This window comes from Bacillus sp. 3103sda1 (genome assembly GCF_024159135.1).
Classification (GTDB): domain Bacteria; phylum Bacillota; class Bacilli; order Bacillales; family Bacillaceae_G; genus Bacillus_A; species Bacillus_A rhizoplanae.
Genome location: NZ_JAMYWS010000001.1, coordinates 4,048,110 through 4,062,490, shown reverse-complemented (window position 1 = coordinate 4,062,490; position 14,381 = coordinate 4,048,110). Strand labels below are relative to the sequence as shown.

Genomic DNA, 14,381 nt, shown 5'->3' with positions numbered 1-14,381 from the left:
TTATGTGGAATTATGAAGCGGAAGAGGCGAAAGCTGTTATAGTTATGGTACACGGTGCGATGGAGCATCATGGTCGTTACGAGGCACTTGCAGAAATGTGGCGGCATATTGGTTTTCATGTGGTGATGGGGGATTTACCAGCGCACGGAACAACTTCAAGAAATAGAGGACATATTACTTCATTTGATGAATACATAGAAGAAGTAAAGACATGGATTAAAGAAGCGAGAAAATATTACTTGCCTATTTTTCTATATGGACATAGTATGGGAGGCTTAACGGTTATTCGCGTGCTGCAAGAAACGAAAATGGATGTGCAAGGAGTAATTTTAACTTCACCGTGTTTAGGGGTTGTATCGATGCCTAAAGTACCGCTTCGTACCATTGTAAAAGTGCTGAATGTTATTGCGCCGAAAATGCAGTTTCAGTCAACTATTACAGTTGAAATGGCAACACGTAATCATGAAATTCGTGATGCGATGGAAAATGATTCATTGTTCTTGCGCAAAGTATCAGTTCGTTGGTATAGTGAGTTAATTAAAGCTGTAGAAGTCGCCCATGAAAAACGCGATGAATTTCCAGATGTACCACTCTTGATAATGCAGGCATGTGAGGATAAACTTGTAGATAAAACACGTGTCCGCAAATGGTTTGATAATCTGAAAATTAGTGACAAAGCATACAAGGAATGGCCAAATTGTTATCATGAGCTATTTAATGAGTATGAAAAAGATGACGTTTTCGCATATGCAAAATCATTTGTAGAAACACATTTAATTCAGAAAGACAAATAAACAGATGAAATTCGTAATACATTTAGAACATGTTTGACCATATTCATTAGAGGAGATGAAGAAAGAAGTGAAAGTACCGAGTAACCCCATAACGCTCATGGCGAAAGTATACCGAGATGTGTTTCCGGTCGTACACCATGAGCTCGCAAATTGGAAAGAACGCGCCTATCATATTCCGAATGATGAGCTTCATAACCAAGCGTTAGCGAGTATTGAGCATAAAACGTTTCATTGTGAAGGCGGTGGGATTTTAGCACTGCTTGCTCATGAACATCGTGAGGAATGTATTCGATTTATTGTAGCGTATCAAACGATTAGTGATTACTTGGATAATTTATGTGATCGCAGCACATCGCTTGATCCGAATGATTTTGCGGCGCTTCATGAATCGATGCTCGCGGCGCTAACGCCAGGAAGTGAAGGAAGCAATTATTATCGTTATCGTGATGATCAAGATGATGGCGGTTATTTAGATGAACTTGTAGAAACGTGTCAGGACGTGCTTACAAAAACGAAGCATTATAACAAGATTGCACCAATTCTTCATGAGCTTGCTTGTTATTATTGTGATTTACAAATTCATAAACATGTAAAGCTAGAAGAGAGAGAAGAGCGCCTAAAAACGTGGTTTGCAGTGCATCGTGAAAATGTACCACCGATGAGCTGGTTTGAATTTTCCGCATGCGCAGGCTCAACGCTCGGCATTTTCTGTCTTGTAGCGTATGCGTTCCACGATGAATTAACAGACGAAGATATTATGAAAATTAAGCAAGGATATTTTCCATATGTACAAGGATTGCATATTTTACTTGATTATTTCATTGACCAAGAAGAAGACCGCATTGGCGGAGATTTAAATTTTTGTAGTTATTATGAGAATAAAGAAGCAACACTTGAGAGATTGAAACATTTTGTGATGGAAGCGGAAAAAAGTTTGGAACAAATCCCGCATATGAAGTTTCATCGCCTCATCAGCCGTGGGCTGCTTGGTATATATTTATCAGACCAAAAAGTGTCGCAACAAAAAGAAATGCAGCAGATGGCACGGCGTATTGTGAAATATGGGGGTCTTACTTCGCGCTTTTTCTATTGGAATGGGAAGATGTATCGAAAGAAAATGGCGCAGTGATAAAAAATACGTGCAGTATGCACGTATTTTTTTTGGTATTCACGTCGAATTTTATAGAGCGGTCTTTATCCCGCATTAACGGGCAGTAAAGGCTGGAGAAGAGCGGGGAAGAAAACTGCCCGTAAAAGCCCGATTGGTTCAACTAACCATCAGTGAGAAAAGCGTCACTGATGGAAGTTTCACTTTATATTGTGTCGAAGCGCCGATATATGATGAGAAACGGTCGATATATTTCAAAAGCGCCGATATATTGACGAGACGCTTTATCGTTTTTCAATTGCAATAATAAACGGCGGGTTATTTTGTTGGTTCATAAATTCGTACTTCAGTACATGCGCTTCTTTTTGATCCAGCTCTTGTGCAAAATTCACAACAGCATCGCGTTCAACTTGTCCTTCTGGATGTCCGTGATAAATGACGAGAACGATGATTCCTTCCGGTGCCATTACTTCTAATAACTGCTGGATGGCAGAAAGAGTTGAGTTCGGTTTTGTGACGATGCTTTTATCACCGCCAGGAAGATAACCTAAGTTAAAGATAGCTCCTGTTACTTTTCCTTTTGCATCCTCTGGTAATACGTCTGCTAATGTATCGTGGCTATCATGAATAAGAACGGCACGCTCAGCTAGTCCTTTTTCTTTTAGCCGTATTGCTGAATTTGTGATTGCCTCTTCTTGAATATCGAAGCCAAATACTTTTCCGTTTTCTCCAACAAGTTCTGCTAAAAAACATGTATCATGACCGTTGCCAAGCGTTGCATCAATGGCATAATCTCCCTCTTTCACTGCTCGCTCTAGCAGTGTGCGTGCAAAAGGTAAGATGCGTTCTAATTTCATACTTCCGTCACCTCATTTGCATATTTGCCTTGCCAACTGCCGCGGCGTATAAATTCAGCATCGATTGCATTTAATACTTCCCACTTGTTCAAGCTCCACATCGGACCGATCATTAAGTCGGGCGGACCGTCACCTGTAATGCGGTGTACGATGACGTCAGATGGAATGATTTCAAGCTGATCAACAACAAGGTTTACGTAATCTTCAAGAGAAAGGAATTCTAATTGTCCTTTTTCATATTGTTTTACCATCGGCGTTCCCTTCAATAAATGAAGCAAATGAATTTTAATACCTTGAATATCAAGCTTTGCGACTTCGCGCGCTGTTTCTATCATCATGTCATAGTCTTCAAGCGGAAGACCGTTAATGATATGTGAACATACGTTAATGTTATGCTTACGAAGTTTATTTACACCTTCTACGTAAGATGGATAATCATGAGCACGGTTAATAAGAAGTGCTGTACGTTCATGCACAGTTTGTAAGCCAAGCTCAACCCAAAGGTACGTCCGTTTATTTAAGTCAGCTAAATATTCGACAACATCGTCTGGTAAGCAGTCTGGACGAGTTGCGATAGAAAGACCGACAACCCCTTCTTCCTTTAAAAGAGGTTCGAATTTTTCTTTTAGCACTTCAACAGGAGCGTGTGTATTCGTATATGCTTGGAAATATGCAATACATTTGCCATCTTTCCATTTTGTATGCATTTTCTCTTTCATTTCATGATATTGCGTAACAACATCATCACGGCGGTCACCAGCAAAATCGCCAGAACCAGCCGCACTACAAAATGTACAGCCGCCGTATGCGACTGTGCCATCACGGTTTGGACAATCGAAGCCAGCATCTAAGGAAACTTTAAAGATTTTCTCGCCAAAATGTCCGCGCAAGTGATAGTTCCATGTATGATAACGTTTATTGTCATTTGAATATGGGAAAGGATTTTGAGCTTTCATATTATGCCTCCTCAATGGTATGAGCAAAAATCATTATAACATACTCATAAGCTTCAGATGGAAGGGATAGACTAATGGAGAAATGAAAGGCAAGGAGGAAACATGATGGCAGAGCGTAGCGCAATTGAACGATGCATGAATGAAGCAGAACAGGCGATGGAATACGCAAAACAACAGTTAGAAATTGGCATGAGACAAGAACATTACAATAAGATGAATTATTCAGATGCACAGCTCCAACTGGAAAAAGCTTATACAGAAATTGAAACAATGGAGCACTTTGCAACTGCTGAGCAGCGCGATCAATTATATCGTGCTCGTCTTGCAGTTCAACAACTACGGCATCAAATGATCACTACACCGCACTAATAAGGAGTGAAAGATAAATGGCAAAACGTTCTGATCAAAATAACCCAGAGCAAAAAACACAAAACGGACATAATGCCGAGTTTTCAAATGAATTAGATCCAGTGGTGCAAGCGAAGCAAAGAAATCGTAAAAAAGGGCAACCACAAAAATCAAAGCAATCAGAGTAAGCCAGGTCGAAGTATGACCTGGTTTTTATTTTTTATCCCGCTATTTCAGGGCAATGAGACCCCCACCTCAAGATTGAGAGAAAAGCGAAGAAGATAGGTGAGGAATAACTGCTAGCATGTGCCTGATTGGGCGGGCTAACCATCAGTGGAGGATGAAGTAACCCCCATTGATGGAAGTTTCACTTTATTGCATCTTGTATTGTGTCAGGACCTCTATTATTTTTTTGTACTTTTTAAAAGTTAAGGAAAAGTTAAGGAACATGTCCGATAATTCCACTTGTAACGTCATTACGTATTTTAGGAGGAATTTCAAATGAAATTAAGATCAAGTTTGATTGCACCTATTTTAGCAGCGACAATATTGACTCCAGCATCTGGAAGTGCAGTGATGAATCATTCCAATACATCTAACAAATCAGCTACACATGAAACAGCGGAACATCACCATAAAGGTAACCATGAGAAGGAGCTTACGAATATCATTAATCAATACGCTTCTTCTGATTTGAAAACTAAACTTACACAAGATTTAGCAACACATAAAAACTTAGAGCAACAATTGCACAAAACAGCTGGTTTCCAAAAACAAGAGGCACAAGAGAAGGCACAACGAAAAGCTTTTTACGAAGCTCATAAACAAGAAATTGATTCTATTAAACAACAAGTAAAAGATGGGAAATTAACAAAAGAACAAGCGCATAAGCAATTAGAAGCGATATTTGGAAAACACGAAGATAAAGATCATGATAAAGGTAAAGAACAAGGTGAACGTGGTATTCAAAAAGAATTGAAAGCAGCTGTTCAAAAGAAAGACAAAACAGCTATTAATGCTGCATTAGAAAAATTTGATCAACAATTACAAAATTCTAATCAGAAATTACAACAAGAAATTGAGGCTAACAAATAAGATGAATTTGAACAAAAGGGCGGCTGATCTCAGCTGCCTTTTTGTATTGCAGCTCATACACAGAAAAAACAAAGCTCTCGTAAGGAGAGCATATCATTGTTAGAGTGGCTTTTATTTTAAAAGGATAAAATGAAAAAAGCTGAGCTTACATGAGCTCAGCTTTTTTATATTCTACATGGTAATATGTGGTATATTTAATGTAGAGAGGAATATTGACATTCTTGAGTTTTTATACAACACGACGGAGAAAATAAAGGGAAGGAAATAGAGATGAAAAATACTATAGAGACAAGAACTAATCATGTACAGGAGAAACTCAATGTATTTGGAAGTAAATCTTTTTCACAACCAGTTATTGCCGAAAGTGTCCGTGTGAAAGGTGTTGCATCTTTTAAAAAGGATATACAGGCTAATGAATTTAGTATAATCGGGGACTGCGTCATTCGAGGAAGTTTAATTGCTAAAAGTTTTAGTAATTCTGGTACATGCAAGATTGAAGGGGTATCTCAAATTAACGAAATAAAAAACACCGGTAGTTGTAAATTAGGAAAAATACAGGCAAAACATATACACTCATCGGGTACTTTATCGATAAAGGAAGATGTGTGTGCTGAAACACTTACAGTGCAAGGGGCTGTTCGAGTAAATGGAAATCTACAAGCAAAAAAGATTGAAATAGGATTTATAGCACCTAGTGAATTGCAAAATGTTGAAGGGGACATAATCACGTTAGCGCCATCTCGTAAATTTATATCTCTTACAAGTTTCATCCCAGGCATAAAGAAAAGAATTGTTTGTAAAACGATAAAAGGAAACGACATTACTTTAAGTAAAACAGATGTATCAATTGTGTCTGGTTGTCATATAAAAATTGGTCCAGACTGCAATGTGGATGAAGTTGAATATGGTGGTACATTACATGTAGATCCAAGTGCGATCGTTGGAAAGATCACACGGTTGTAATGTCACTTTATTGCGTGAAATGAAAACATATATCGTCAACTACCCACCACTTAAACGCTAACGCGTTTTGAAGTGGGGGCTTGTAAAAAGCCCTGGTTGTCTAGCCTTAGTCTTTTATAGACTCCGTTCGTAGGTTGCATACCCAAGAATGATTCCCTAGTTCTTGGCTCTATGGTGGCTCTGTAACAGTTCTGATTGGGAAGGAACGGTCAACCACAAGCCTTCTTATCCAAGAAGTTGCCAACACCTACAAACATTGGCGAAGGGAAACAAACTCTTAGGAGGGACAAAACATGCGTGTATTTGTCAAGAATTTAAGAGGAGAACTGCTTATGCCTTGCAGTCCTCGTAAGGCTCGCCTTCTTCTCAAACAAGGAAAAGCAAAAATTGTGGGATACACACCATTTATCATTCAGCTCCAATACGCTACTGGAGAAACGGTACAACCTGTTACAATCGGCGTTGACAGTGGCGCAAAGTATGTAGGCATTGCAATTACCACAGAAGAAAGGGTACTTACAAAAGGAACCATTGCGTTACGTCAAGATGTCAAAGAAAACCTAACCCTCAGAGCTACACTACGTAGAAGTCGAAGACAACGTAAAACCCGCTACCGAAAGGCACGTTTTCTGAACCGAAAAAAGAAAGAAGGCTGGCTCCCGCCCTCCATTCAAAGTCGAATCGACAATGTTATTCATTGGATAGAGAAATTCAAATCTCTCTTACCTTCCCCAAAAGTCATTGTCGAAGTAGGAAAATTTGATGCGCAAAAACTAAAAAAACCTGACATACAAGGAATAGAATATCAACAAGGGGATGCCTTTGGCTTTTGGAATATAAGGTATTACGTGTTTGCGCGAGATCAATATACCTGTCAAATTTGTAAGAAAAAAGGTGGGATCTTGCATACCCATCACATCATTGAGCGCCATAAGGGTGGTTCCGATATGGCAGATAACCTTGTAACTGTACATGAAGAATGTCATCAAAAATTCCATAAAGGGAAAATCAAACACAGTTTCAAGAAACCAAAACAATATAAAGAAACGGCCTTTATGAATATACTACGTTTGCAAATTATGAAACGCTTAGATTGTGAGATTACGTATGGCAGTTACACAACACCGATACGAAAAGAGTTGCATTTACCAAAAACACATGTAAATGATGCCGTTGCAATTACAAATCCAAAACGGTTACAAGAATATGATCAAAGTGGTGAATTTCGCATCAAGCAATTTAGAAAGAAAAAGCGTTCTCTCCATGAAGCAACTGCAAGAAAAGGAAGAAAAACGAAAAATACAAAGGCAAATCGAAATAAGAAAAATACATCACATGTAGATGGAATCTATTTAGGTAATAAGGTGAAAGGATTTGGACAAATAGGATTCGTGACGGGATTTACAGGGAAAATGGTGTACGTACAAGATATCGATGGACACTATATACAAAATCCGTCTAAATCTTATAAACAAGTGAAGATATCGGATATAGAATGTATCCACCATAATAACAATTGGTTGTTTTTACAAGTGAGTTAGACTATGCCTAACCGAAATTCATCCCCACCTTACCGCTAAGCTATTGCCTGTTACGCGCTTGAGGATGGGGACTTCTTTCGGAAATACGTTAAAATAACAAGCGGCTCCATATGTTACGTGTTTACACGTAACATATGGAGCCGTTTTTGTATATGACAAAAATGTAAGATAAATGTAAGTTTAATCAATGGCAGATCATGCTTGAAAAGAGCAAAATAGGAACAGGAAAACAAAGCACAGGAGGGTATATATGAAAGCACCAGTTGTAGACGTAAAAAATGTTCAAAAAGTATACGGTAAAAAGGGTGAGAGCCAATCACATGCATTAAAGGGCGTATCATTTTCCATTCAAGAGGGAGAATTTGTTGGGATTATGGGACCATCTGGTTCTGGTAAAACTACTTTATTAAATGTCATTTCAACATTAGATAAAGCGACGGATGGCGTTGTTGAAATTGCTGGCATGGATATTACGAAAATGAAGCAAGGAGAACTATCTGATTTCCGTTCACAAAAACTAGGGTTCATTTTCCAAGACTTTAATTTATTAGAGAATCTATCAATCTATGAAAATATTGCATTGCCGCTTTCTTTGCAAGGCGTTTCTTCTAAAAAGATTGGTCCAAAAGTAGAAAAAGTAGCGGAAATGTTAGGGATTTCAGCAATTCTTCAAAAATATCCTTCAGAAGTTTCTGGCGGGCAAAAGCAGCGTTCAGCAGCAGCGCGTGCGCTTGTACATGAACCGGCAATTATTTTAGGAGATGAGCCAACAGGAGCGCTTGATTCGAAAAACGCAACAAGTCTTTTAGATGCGATGACAAGCTTAAATGAAGAACAAGGTGTTTCTATCATGATGGTTACACATGATCCGTATAGTGCAAGTTATTGCCAACGTATTTTATTTATTCAAGACGGAGAGTTATATAAAGAAATTCATCGCGGTGGTACACGTGAAGAATTCTATAAAGAAATTTTAGATGTGCTTGCTGATTTAGGCACACAAAAAGCGTAAGAAAGGGGGGAGCAGGCATGTTATTTAAGCTTTCCATGTCGGGGCTGAAAAGTAAGTTAAAAGACTATATCGTCTTACTTGTTGGTCTTGTTATGTCGATTTCTATTTTTTATATGTTCCAAACGTTAGCGACAAATAAAGCGTTTCTTGAATCAAATTCTGTTATTGCATCAATTGCATTTGTCTTTCAAGCAGGTTCATTTTTATTAGCTATTATTACATTCTTCTATATTTTATATGCGAACTCATTCTTACTATCCCTTCGTCAAAAAGAGTTTGGAATGTATATGATGTTAGGAGCGAAAAAACATAAGATTACATTGCTTATGTTTATAGAAACAATTGTAATAGGAGTGGCGTCTCTTGTGATTGGGATTGCAGTTGGTGTAGGACTGGCGCAAGGAATCGGACAGCTGCTTATGAAACAGATTGAATTTACTGCAGGTGGTTATAAAGCATTTTATGTTCCATCGATGACTGTTACGTGTATTTTCTTCTTTGCATTATTTGTGTTATCAGCAATAATGAATAGTATTAAACTATCACGTATTTCAGTATTGCAGCTTGTGCATGCAGATGCGCAAACAGAGCGCGTTGCTGTAAAAGGAAAAATGACTGGTATCGTAGCATTTCTTGCGATTATTTTATTAGCAATCGGCTATGCTTCTATGATTTATATGGACAAGTTACAACAATTTGGTATCATCATTGCGCTCATTACAATAACAGCAGGAACGTATATGTTATTTGCTTCTGTTCTTCCGCTTATTATTAAAAAGCTGAAAAGTAATAAAAAACGAAGCGAAAAAGGGCTTAACGCCTTTACATTTGCACAGCTAAACTTCCGTATTAACAGCTTAACGAGAGTACTAGCAACAGTAGCGATGTTAGTTGCTCTTGGTGCAGGTGCCATTTCTGGCGGTATGGCTTTTAAAAATAATGTCATGCTGACAGTTGATGGCTTTGCAATATATGATGTAGCCATTCATAATCCAATAGCAGAAGAAAAGAAAATTTTAGACAGTATTACATTCAATGAGAAAAACGAATATCGTTATAAAGTTGATGATAAATTTGTTTACTATTTAAAAGAGGATTTAGAAAAAAATCCTCCGTTAGTACATGAAGGTAAAGGGAAAGAAAGCTTTGGTAAATTTAAACGCGTTTCAGGAGAGCTTCCTGTAGGTGCTATTTCTAGTCATGGTCAAGAAAAAACGGAGAATACAGCGGTAATTCCCGAAAAATGGGCAGAGGCTTTAGGAAGTATCCAGCCATTCTACTTATATCGCGACCACACTATAAAAATTGTTGATCAAAAGATGTACAATGAAGTACAAGGAAACGAAGGAATTGCCTTCATTGGAAAAACAGATAATTTTATAGCACATAAAGATGAATGGAAAAAACTTGATGAGTTAGAGTTAGCGAAATATAAAGATGTAAAAGCTGATGATTTAGCAACGAAATATGCGATGTATACAGGGTTTTACAGTATTGCGAGCGGAACCGTATTTATGGGCTTTTTCTTAGGAATTGCGTTCTTAGCAATGATGGCAAGTTGCTTAATGTTTAAGATTCTTTCTGGTGCCTCAAAAGATATCACACGTTATAACATGCTTCGTAAAATCGGTGTGCGCCGTGAGTTATTAACGAAGTCCATTTATAAAGAGTTATTCTTAGTGTTCTTATTCCCGGCAATTGTAGGAATTGTACACGTGTTAATTGGGATGAAAATGTTCGGTTTTATTTTACTTGATCCGTACTTCCGGATTTGGCTTCCAATTGTCATTTTCGTAGTCATTTACGCGATTTATTATTTCATTACCGTTCAATTGTATAAAGGGATTGTTTTGCCGAAAGAAGAATAGAATTTTAAAAATACCGAGCATAGGATGCTCGGTATTTTTTATTAATTTAAGAAAAAATGCGTTGGAAATAAAAACGTATAATGATAAAAAAGGGAGTTTCTTTATAATTAAATTGAAGAGAAATTGAAGGAAGGTTCTGATAATGTGTTCACGGTAGGGGTTGACGTAAAAAAAACAGAAACAGAATTAATTATTAAGTGGCAGCTTGCAACGGTCAATATTCCATTGGAAGAAATTATTGAAATTACCGAAGATGATACTTACGGTGGCGAAAAAGCTGATGCAGTTCGAATAGGCACACCATATGGTACAACGAATCGGATTTTCATTAAAACGAAAAAACAAAATTACATATTGTTTACGACGAATACACCTAGAATTTTAAAAGAAATGCATTTCTGAAAAACAAAAAGGGTTCTCGATACTCAGTCGGGGGAGCAGATAGTTTTTTGTTTGATATACAGAATGGGTAAAAGGAGCAACGGTCTTTAGCTGTCGAAACTTAGCTTGATAGTGCCGTGCTATAATGAAAAAGAAACCAATAGGATGTGAAACGATAATGAAGCAAGCTTTAGTTGTTATTGACATGCAAGAAATCTTTTTTAATGAACCGCAAAATTTTTTGTACGACAAGGAACATGTAGTTGCAAATATAAACGAATTAATCACAAAAGCTCATGAGAAAAATATCCCGGTTATCTTCATTCAACATACGAGCACAGAGGAAACAAATGAAATGTTTGAAGGGAAAGATGGCTGGCAATTACATAAGGGGCTAGTGAAAACTTCTTCAGATAAAGTTATTCAAAAAGCGAAATGGGATTCATTCTATCAAACAGAACTATTAAACTACTTAAAAGAGAAAGAAATTGAACAAATTATTTTTGCGGGAGCGCAAACTGAATTTTGTTTAGATACTACAATTCGAGCTGCGTATAGCTTAGGTTATCAAAATAACATTCTTTATAAAAATACACACAGTACGATAACGAGTACAGTATTAGAAGCGCAAACCATTATTAAACATCATGAGAACATTTGGAATAACCGATTTTTAAAAATTGTAGAATTAGATACAGTACTATAACTAAATGTAGCTAATTCAATAACAAATATGGAAAAAAGCTAAGGAACATTCGATAGAATACATGAATGTTTCCCTAGCTTTTTTCATAGTATGTCATTCATATCCTCACTATCATTATTTACGTATTTTTCTTTTTCTGTTTTTAGATGATGTATTTCATCTTTTCATTCATTTATGGAGTCTTTCATTTCTTATATTCATTTAGACGTATTATCTATGTGTTACGAACTCTTTTGATATTTAAATCCCAAATTAGGTTTTATTTCTAATCTTTTCTAAAGTCATATGTTTCATTTGGTACTTGTAACGTGCGGCCACTGATAATAACAGTATCTTCATCTTTCCACTCAATATTGGCTTGGTTTTCTTTGTAATTCCAATAAATATTTTTTGTTTTAAATATCTTACGTTTGTTAAAAATAAGTTCACCTCTCACCGCAAAGCTTGTAGTTGCTCCTCCATTTGTAATATAGGCATTTAACGTATATGTGCCATTTGGAGATTTAACCTCTTGAATCAATTCACCTTTTGGAACACCTTGCAAACTAAAAAACTTCCAATATACAGAACTTGCTCCAATGATAAACATAGAAAGTAATACAATTACTACTTTTCTTTTCGTTTTCTTAATTTCTTTTTGTGCTTTTTTTGTATCCATTTGCGTCTCCCTTAAAAATGGTTATATGTATTGTATACCATTTTATGGATAAATTCTATGTGTGGCTGGGTGCTCTCGCCTAACTACCAAAAGCGGACTTTCTATTAGTGGTAATGAAAAAATACTGATGAAATTTTCACTTTATAGATTTATGCTTTGTACGTGCCTCCCAATAAAATCTCTTAGAGGGTAAGGGATTAAAGCTGGTTTCAATACAAGATTAAACGATTACAAGAAAATATTTTTTATTTTTCTGTCACAAATAGTTAATTTATGGTTTCTTTATAGTGAAAGCGGCTAATAAGGAGGAAGAAACGAGTGGAGGTGAAAGCTTCATTGCTAAATATATATGAACAAGATTCAGTTTCACATATACAGTTTCAAGATGTATTTAAACAATATTATGCTCACGTTGTGAGACAAATTATGCGGATTGTGCGAGATCAAGTAATTGCTGAAGATCTAGCGCAAGAAGTATTTTTGCAATTATATCATACAGAATGGAAACAGATTGAAAGTTTATCAGCATGGCTTGCAAAAGCATCCATTTATGCGGCATATAACTATTTGCGATCTGAAAAAAGGCATCAAGCAAGAATCGAAAAAGAAGCCAATAATAAACAGTCAATTAGCTGTCCGTCATCGGAAGAACAATGTATTCAAAAAGAAGAAATTACTCGTGTACAAAGTACATTAAAAGAAATGGATGAGCGGGAACGTACCCTCTTATTAATGAAGTTTTCTGGGTTCCAATACAAAGAAATCGCGGAGGCTACTCATATGGAAGTATCCTCGGTTGGAACATTGCTAGCACGAGCGAAAGCGAAATTTCGGAAGATGTATAGAGGGATGAAGGAGGAGTGACAAATGAAGTGCCAAGATATTGGATTTATTCAGGCGTATTTAGATGGAGAATTAAACCGCGATGACAGAAAACAATATATTCAGCATCTTGACCAATGTAAAGAATGTCAAAAGACGTTAGAAGAAGTGAGCAAGCTTAATCAATGGGTAGAAGTTGTATTGGATGATGAATCTACAAACGTTAGTCAAGAAATTGATATCGATGTTGATCAAGCTTGGAAAACCTTTGAACAGAATATCAAAAATCATAAAACAGAAGAAAGAAATAGTGAAGAAAGTAAAAAGAAGGGAAGATGGCATAATATGAAGAAATCATCTAAACGTTGGATTACTGCAGCAGCAGCGGCGGCAGTTGTGTGTGTGTCTTTAACAGTTCCAGAAGTACGAGCAGGAGCAAGTAACTTGTTATCGATTTTTCGAGTAAAGGATGTACAGTTCGTTCAACTTACCGATTCGGACTTACGTGATATTGAAGGATGGATATCTAAAACGGAAGAAGGAGAAAAGTCCATTAAAGGAATTGGGAAAATAGAAATCAAAGATAACGGAAGTAAAAAAGATGCTCATTTTCAGTCAGAACAGCAAGCAAGAGAAGCTGGATATGCTGTCCCAAAAGTGCCAAATGGATATCGTGTAACGAATGTGGATGTGAATCCGTCATTTATTATGCAATTTGAGCTCGATACAGAAAAAGCTAATAAATTATTGAAACAATTACAAAGTAATACGCAATTTGAAAGTGCTTTGAATGGTAAGCAATTTTCAATCACAGTTCCGGAATCAGTACGTACTCAAATAGAAGTTGAGGGCAATCGAACATCAAGCGCTTTTTCTTATAATGTGATTGATGCACCAAAAATTTCTGTTCCAGAAGGTGTAGATGTTGCGAAATTACAAAAAACAGTTTTAGAGCTTCCGATTATTCCTGGGAATGTGAAAACGCAACTTGCAGGTATTCAAGATTGGACACATACATTGCCGATTCCTTATGTAGCAAAAGATGCAAAAGTATCAGAGACAAATGTTCAAGGAGTAAAGGCCGTTTTATATAATACAGAATATGAAAATGTGCTGATTTGGGAGAAAGACGGGAAAATGAACATGATCGAGCAACATAAAGAGCAGGGGAAAGATATGAATGCAAGTGATCTTATTAAACTTGCAAATGAATTAAAATAATGATTGAACAAGAGCGGCTCCGCGAAAAGGGGCGGCTCTGTTCCTGTATAG

Annotated in this window: 16 protein-coding genes; 13 read left to right on the top strand and 3 right to left on the bottom strand. The window is 36.8% G+C overall.

The window, feature by feature from the left end:
* The first annotated feature begins 2 nt into the window (after positions 1-2).
* Entirely contained in the window at positions 3-794 is a 792-nt protein-coding gene (locus NKR74_RS20370) for an alpha/beta hydrolase (RefSeq protein ID WP_253630662.1), read from the top strand.
* 67 nt (positions 795-861) lie between these two features.
* Positions 862-1,923 (top strand): tetraprenyl-beta-curcumene synthase family protein, encoded by a 1,062-nt coding sequence (locus tag NKR74_RS20365; RefSeq protein ID WP_253630661.1) that lies wholly within the window; start codon positions 862-864, stop codon positions 1,921-1,923.
* A 263-nt stretch (positions 1,924-2,186) separates the two neighbouring features.
* On the opposite strand, the gene mnmM is transcribed toward NKR74_RS20365, so the two are convergent.
* Both mnmM and mnmL read right to left on the bottom strand, forming a co-directional pair.
* Complete coding sequence (gene mnmM, locus NKR74_RS20360; RefSeq protein WP_253630660.1) at positions 2,187-2,759, bottom strand: tRNA 5-(aminomethyl)-2-thiouridylate-methyltransferase MnmM; 573 nt, start codon at positions 2,757-2,759, stop codon at positions 2,187-2,189.
* Positions 2,756-3,715, bottom strand: a complete 960-nt coding sequence (mnmL, locus tag NKR74_RS20355) for a tRNA modification radical SAM protein MnmL/YtqA (protein WP_253630659.1) — start codon at positions 3,713-3,715, stop codon at positions 2,756-2,758. Before mnmL ends, mnmM begins: the two co-directional genes overlap by 4 nt.
* 105 nt (positions 3,716-3,820) lie before the next feature.
* Between mnmL and NKR74_RS20350 the strand changes: the two genes are divergently transcribed.
* The 9 genes from NKR74_RS20350 (at position 3,821) to NKR74_RS20310 (ending at position 11,629) form a co-directional block, all read left to right on the top strand.
* A complete protein-coding gene (locus NKR74_RS20350; RefSeq protein ID WP_253630658.1) occupies positions 3,821-4,084 on the top strand; it encodes a YtzC family protein in 264 nt (87 codons plus the stop codon).
* A 17-nt stretch (positions 4,085-4,101) separates the two neighbouring features.
* On the top strand, positions 4,102-4,251 hold the full coding sequence (locus NKR74_RS20345) for a hypothetical protein (protein WP_003208774.1): 150 nt from the start codon (positions 4,102-4,104) through the stop codon (positions 4,249-4,251).
* A 313-nt stretch (positions 4,252-4,564) separates the two neighbouring features.
* On the top strand, positions 4,565-5,158 hold the full coding sequence (locus tag NKR74_RS20340; protein WP_253630657.1) for a hypothetical protein: 594 nt from the start codon (positions 4,565-4,567) through the stop codon (positions 5,156-5,158).
* A gap of 270 nt (positions 5,159-5,428) precedes the next feature.
* Complete coding sequence (locus NKR74_RS20335; protein ID WP_253630656.1) at positions 5,429-6,121, top strand: hypothetical protein; 693 nt, start codon at positions 5,429-5,431, stop codon at positions 6,119-6,121.
* Positions 6,122-6,414: 293 nt separating this feature from the next.
* Positions 6,415-7,662, top strand: coding sequence for an RNA-guided endonuclease IscB (iscB, locus tag NKR74_RS20330; RefSeq protein WP_253630655.1), 1,248 nt, complete (start codon positions 6,415-6,417; stop codon positions 7,660-7,662).
* 250 nt (positions 7,663-7,912) lie between these two features.
* The gene (locus NKR74_RS20325; protein WP_253630654.1) at positions 7,913-8,674 is read left to right on the top strand and encodes an ABC transporter ATP-binding protein; all 762 of its coding nucleotides are present in this window, start codon (positions 7,913-7,915) and stop codon (positions 8,672-8,674) included.
* Between the two features lie 17 nt (positions 8,675-8,691).
* Positions 8,692-10,542: an FtsX-like permease family protein gene (locus NKR74_RS20320; protein ID WP_253630653.1), complete on the top strand. Its 1,851-nt coding sequence runs from the start codon at positions 8,692-8,694 to the stop codon at positions 10,540-10,542.
* Between the two features lie 144 nt (positions 10,543-10,686).
* The gene (locus tag NKR74_RS20315; protein ID WP_253630652.1) at positions 10,687-10,944 is read left to right on the top strand and encodes a SunI/YnzG family protein; all 258 of its coding nucleotides are present in this window, start codon (positions 10,687-10,689) and stop codon (positions 10,942-10,944) included.
* A gap of 157 nt (positions 10,945-11,101) precedes the next feature.
* Positions 11,102-11,629: an isochorismatase family protein gene (locus NKR74_RS20310; protein ID WP_253630651.1), complete on the top strand. Its 528-nt coding sequence runs from the start codon at positions 11,102-11,104 to the stop codon at positions 11,627-11,629.
* 265 nt (positions 11,630-11,894) lie between these two features.
* Here the strand turns inward: NKR74_RS20310 and NKR74_RS20305 are convergent, their stop codons facing one another.
* Positions 11,895-12,287 (bottom strand): DUF5412 domain-containing protein, encoded by a 393-nt coding sequence (locus NKR74_RS20305; protein WP_253630650.1) that lies wholly within the window; start codon positions 12,285-12,287, stop codon positions 11,895-11,897.
* A gap of 318 nt (positions 12,288-12,605) precedes the next feature.
* Between NKR74_RS20305 and NKR74_RS20300 the strand changes: the two genes are divergently transcribed.
* Together NKR74_RS20300 and NKR74_RS20295 are read left to right on the top strand one after the other, a co-directional pair.
* Positions 12,606-13,151 (top strand): RNA polymerase sigma factor SigX, encoded by a 546-nt coding sequence (locus tag NKR74_RS20300; protein WP_253630649.1) that lies wholly within the window; start codon positions 12,606-12,608, stop codon positions 13,149-13,151.
* A gap of 3 nt (positions 13,152-13,154) precedes the next feature.
* Positions 13,155-14,330, top strand: coding sequence for an anti-sigma factor family protein (locus tag NKR74_RS20295; protein WP_253630648.1), 1,176 nt, complete (start codon positions 13,155-13,157; stop codon positions 14,328-14,330).
* The last annotated feature ends 51 nt before the right edge of the window (positions 14,331-14,381 follow it).

Coding starts and splice junctions, on each gene's coding strand:
- NKR74_RS20345 (WP_003208774.1), top strand. CDS start 4,102: ATGGCAAAACGTTCTGATCAAAATAACCCAGAGCAAAAAACACAAAAC.
- NKR74_RS20295 (WP_253630648.1), top strand. CDS start 13,155: ATGAAGTGCCAAGATATTGGATTTATTCAGGCGTATTTAGATGGAGAA.
- NKR74_RS20370 (WP_253630662.1), top strand. CDS start 3: ATGTGGAATTATGAAGCGGAAGAGGCGAAAGCTGTTATAGTTATGGTA.
- NKR74_RS20305 (WP_253630650.1), bottom strand. CDS start 12,287: ATGGATACAAAAAAAGCACAAAAAGAAATTAAGAAAACGAAAAGAAAA.
- NKR74_RS20320 (WP_253630653.1), top strand. CDS start 8,692: ATGTTATTTAAGCTTTCCATGTCGGGGCTGAAAAGTAAGTTAAAAGAC.
- mnmM (WP_253630660.1), bottom strand. CDS start 2,759: ATGAAATTAGAACGCATCTTACCTTTTGCACGCACACTGCTAGAGCGA.
- iscB (WP_253630655.1), top strand. CDS start 6,415: ATGCGTGTATTTGTCAAGAATTTAAGAGGAGAACTGCTTATGCCTTGC.
- NKR74_RS20350 (WP_253630658.1), top strand. CDS start 3,821: ATGGCAGAGCGTAGCGCAATTGAACGATGCATGAATGAAGCAGAACAG.
- NKR74_RS20340 (WP_253630657.1), top strand. CDS start 4,565: ATGAAATTAAGATCAAGTTTGATTGCACCTATTTTAGCAGCGACAATA.
- mnmL (WP_253630659.1), bottom strand. CDS start 3,715: ATGAAAGCTCAAAATCCTTTCCCATATTCAAATGACAATAAACGTTAT.
- NKR74_RS20335 (WP_253630656.1), top strand. CDS start 5,429: ATGAAAAATACTATAGAGACAAGAACTAATCATGTACAGGAGAAACTC.
- NKR74_RS20310 (WP_253630651.1), top strand. CDS start 11,102: ATGAAGCAAGCTTTAGTTGTTATTGACATGCAAGAAATCTTTTTTAAT.
- NKR74_RS20325 (WP_253630654.1), top strand. CDS start 7,913: ATGAAAGCACCAGTTGTAGACGTAAAAAATGTTCAAAAAGTATACGGT.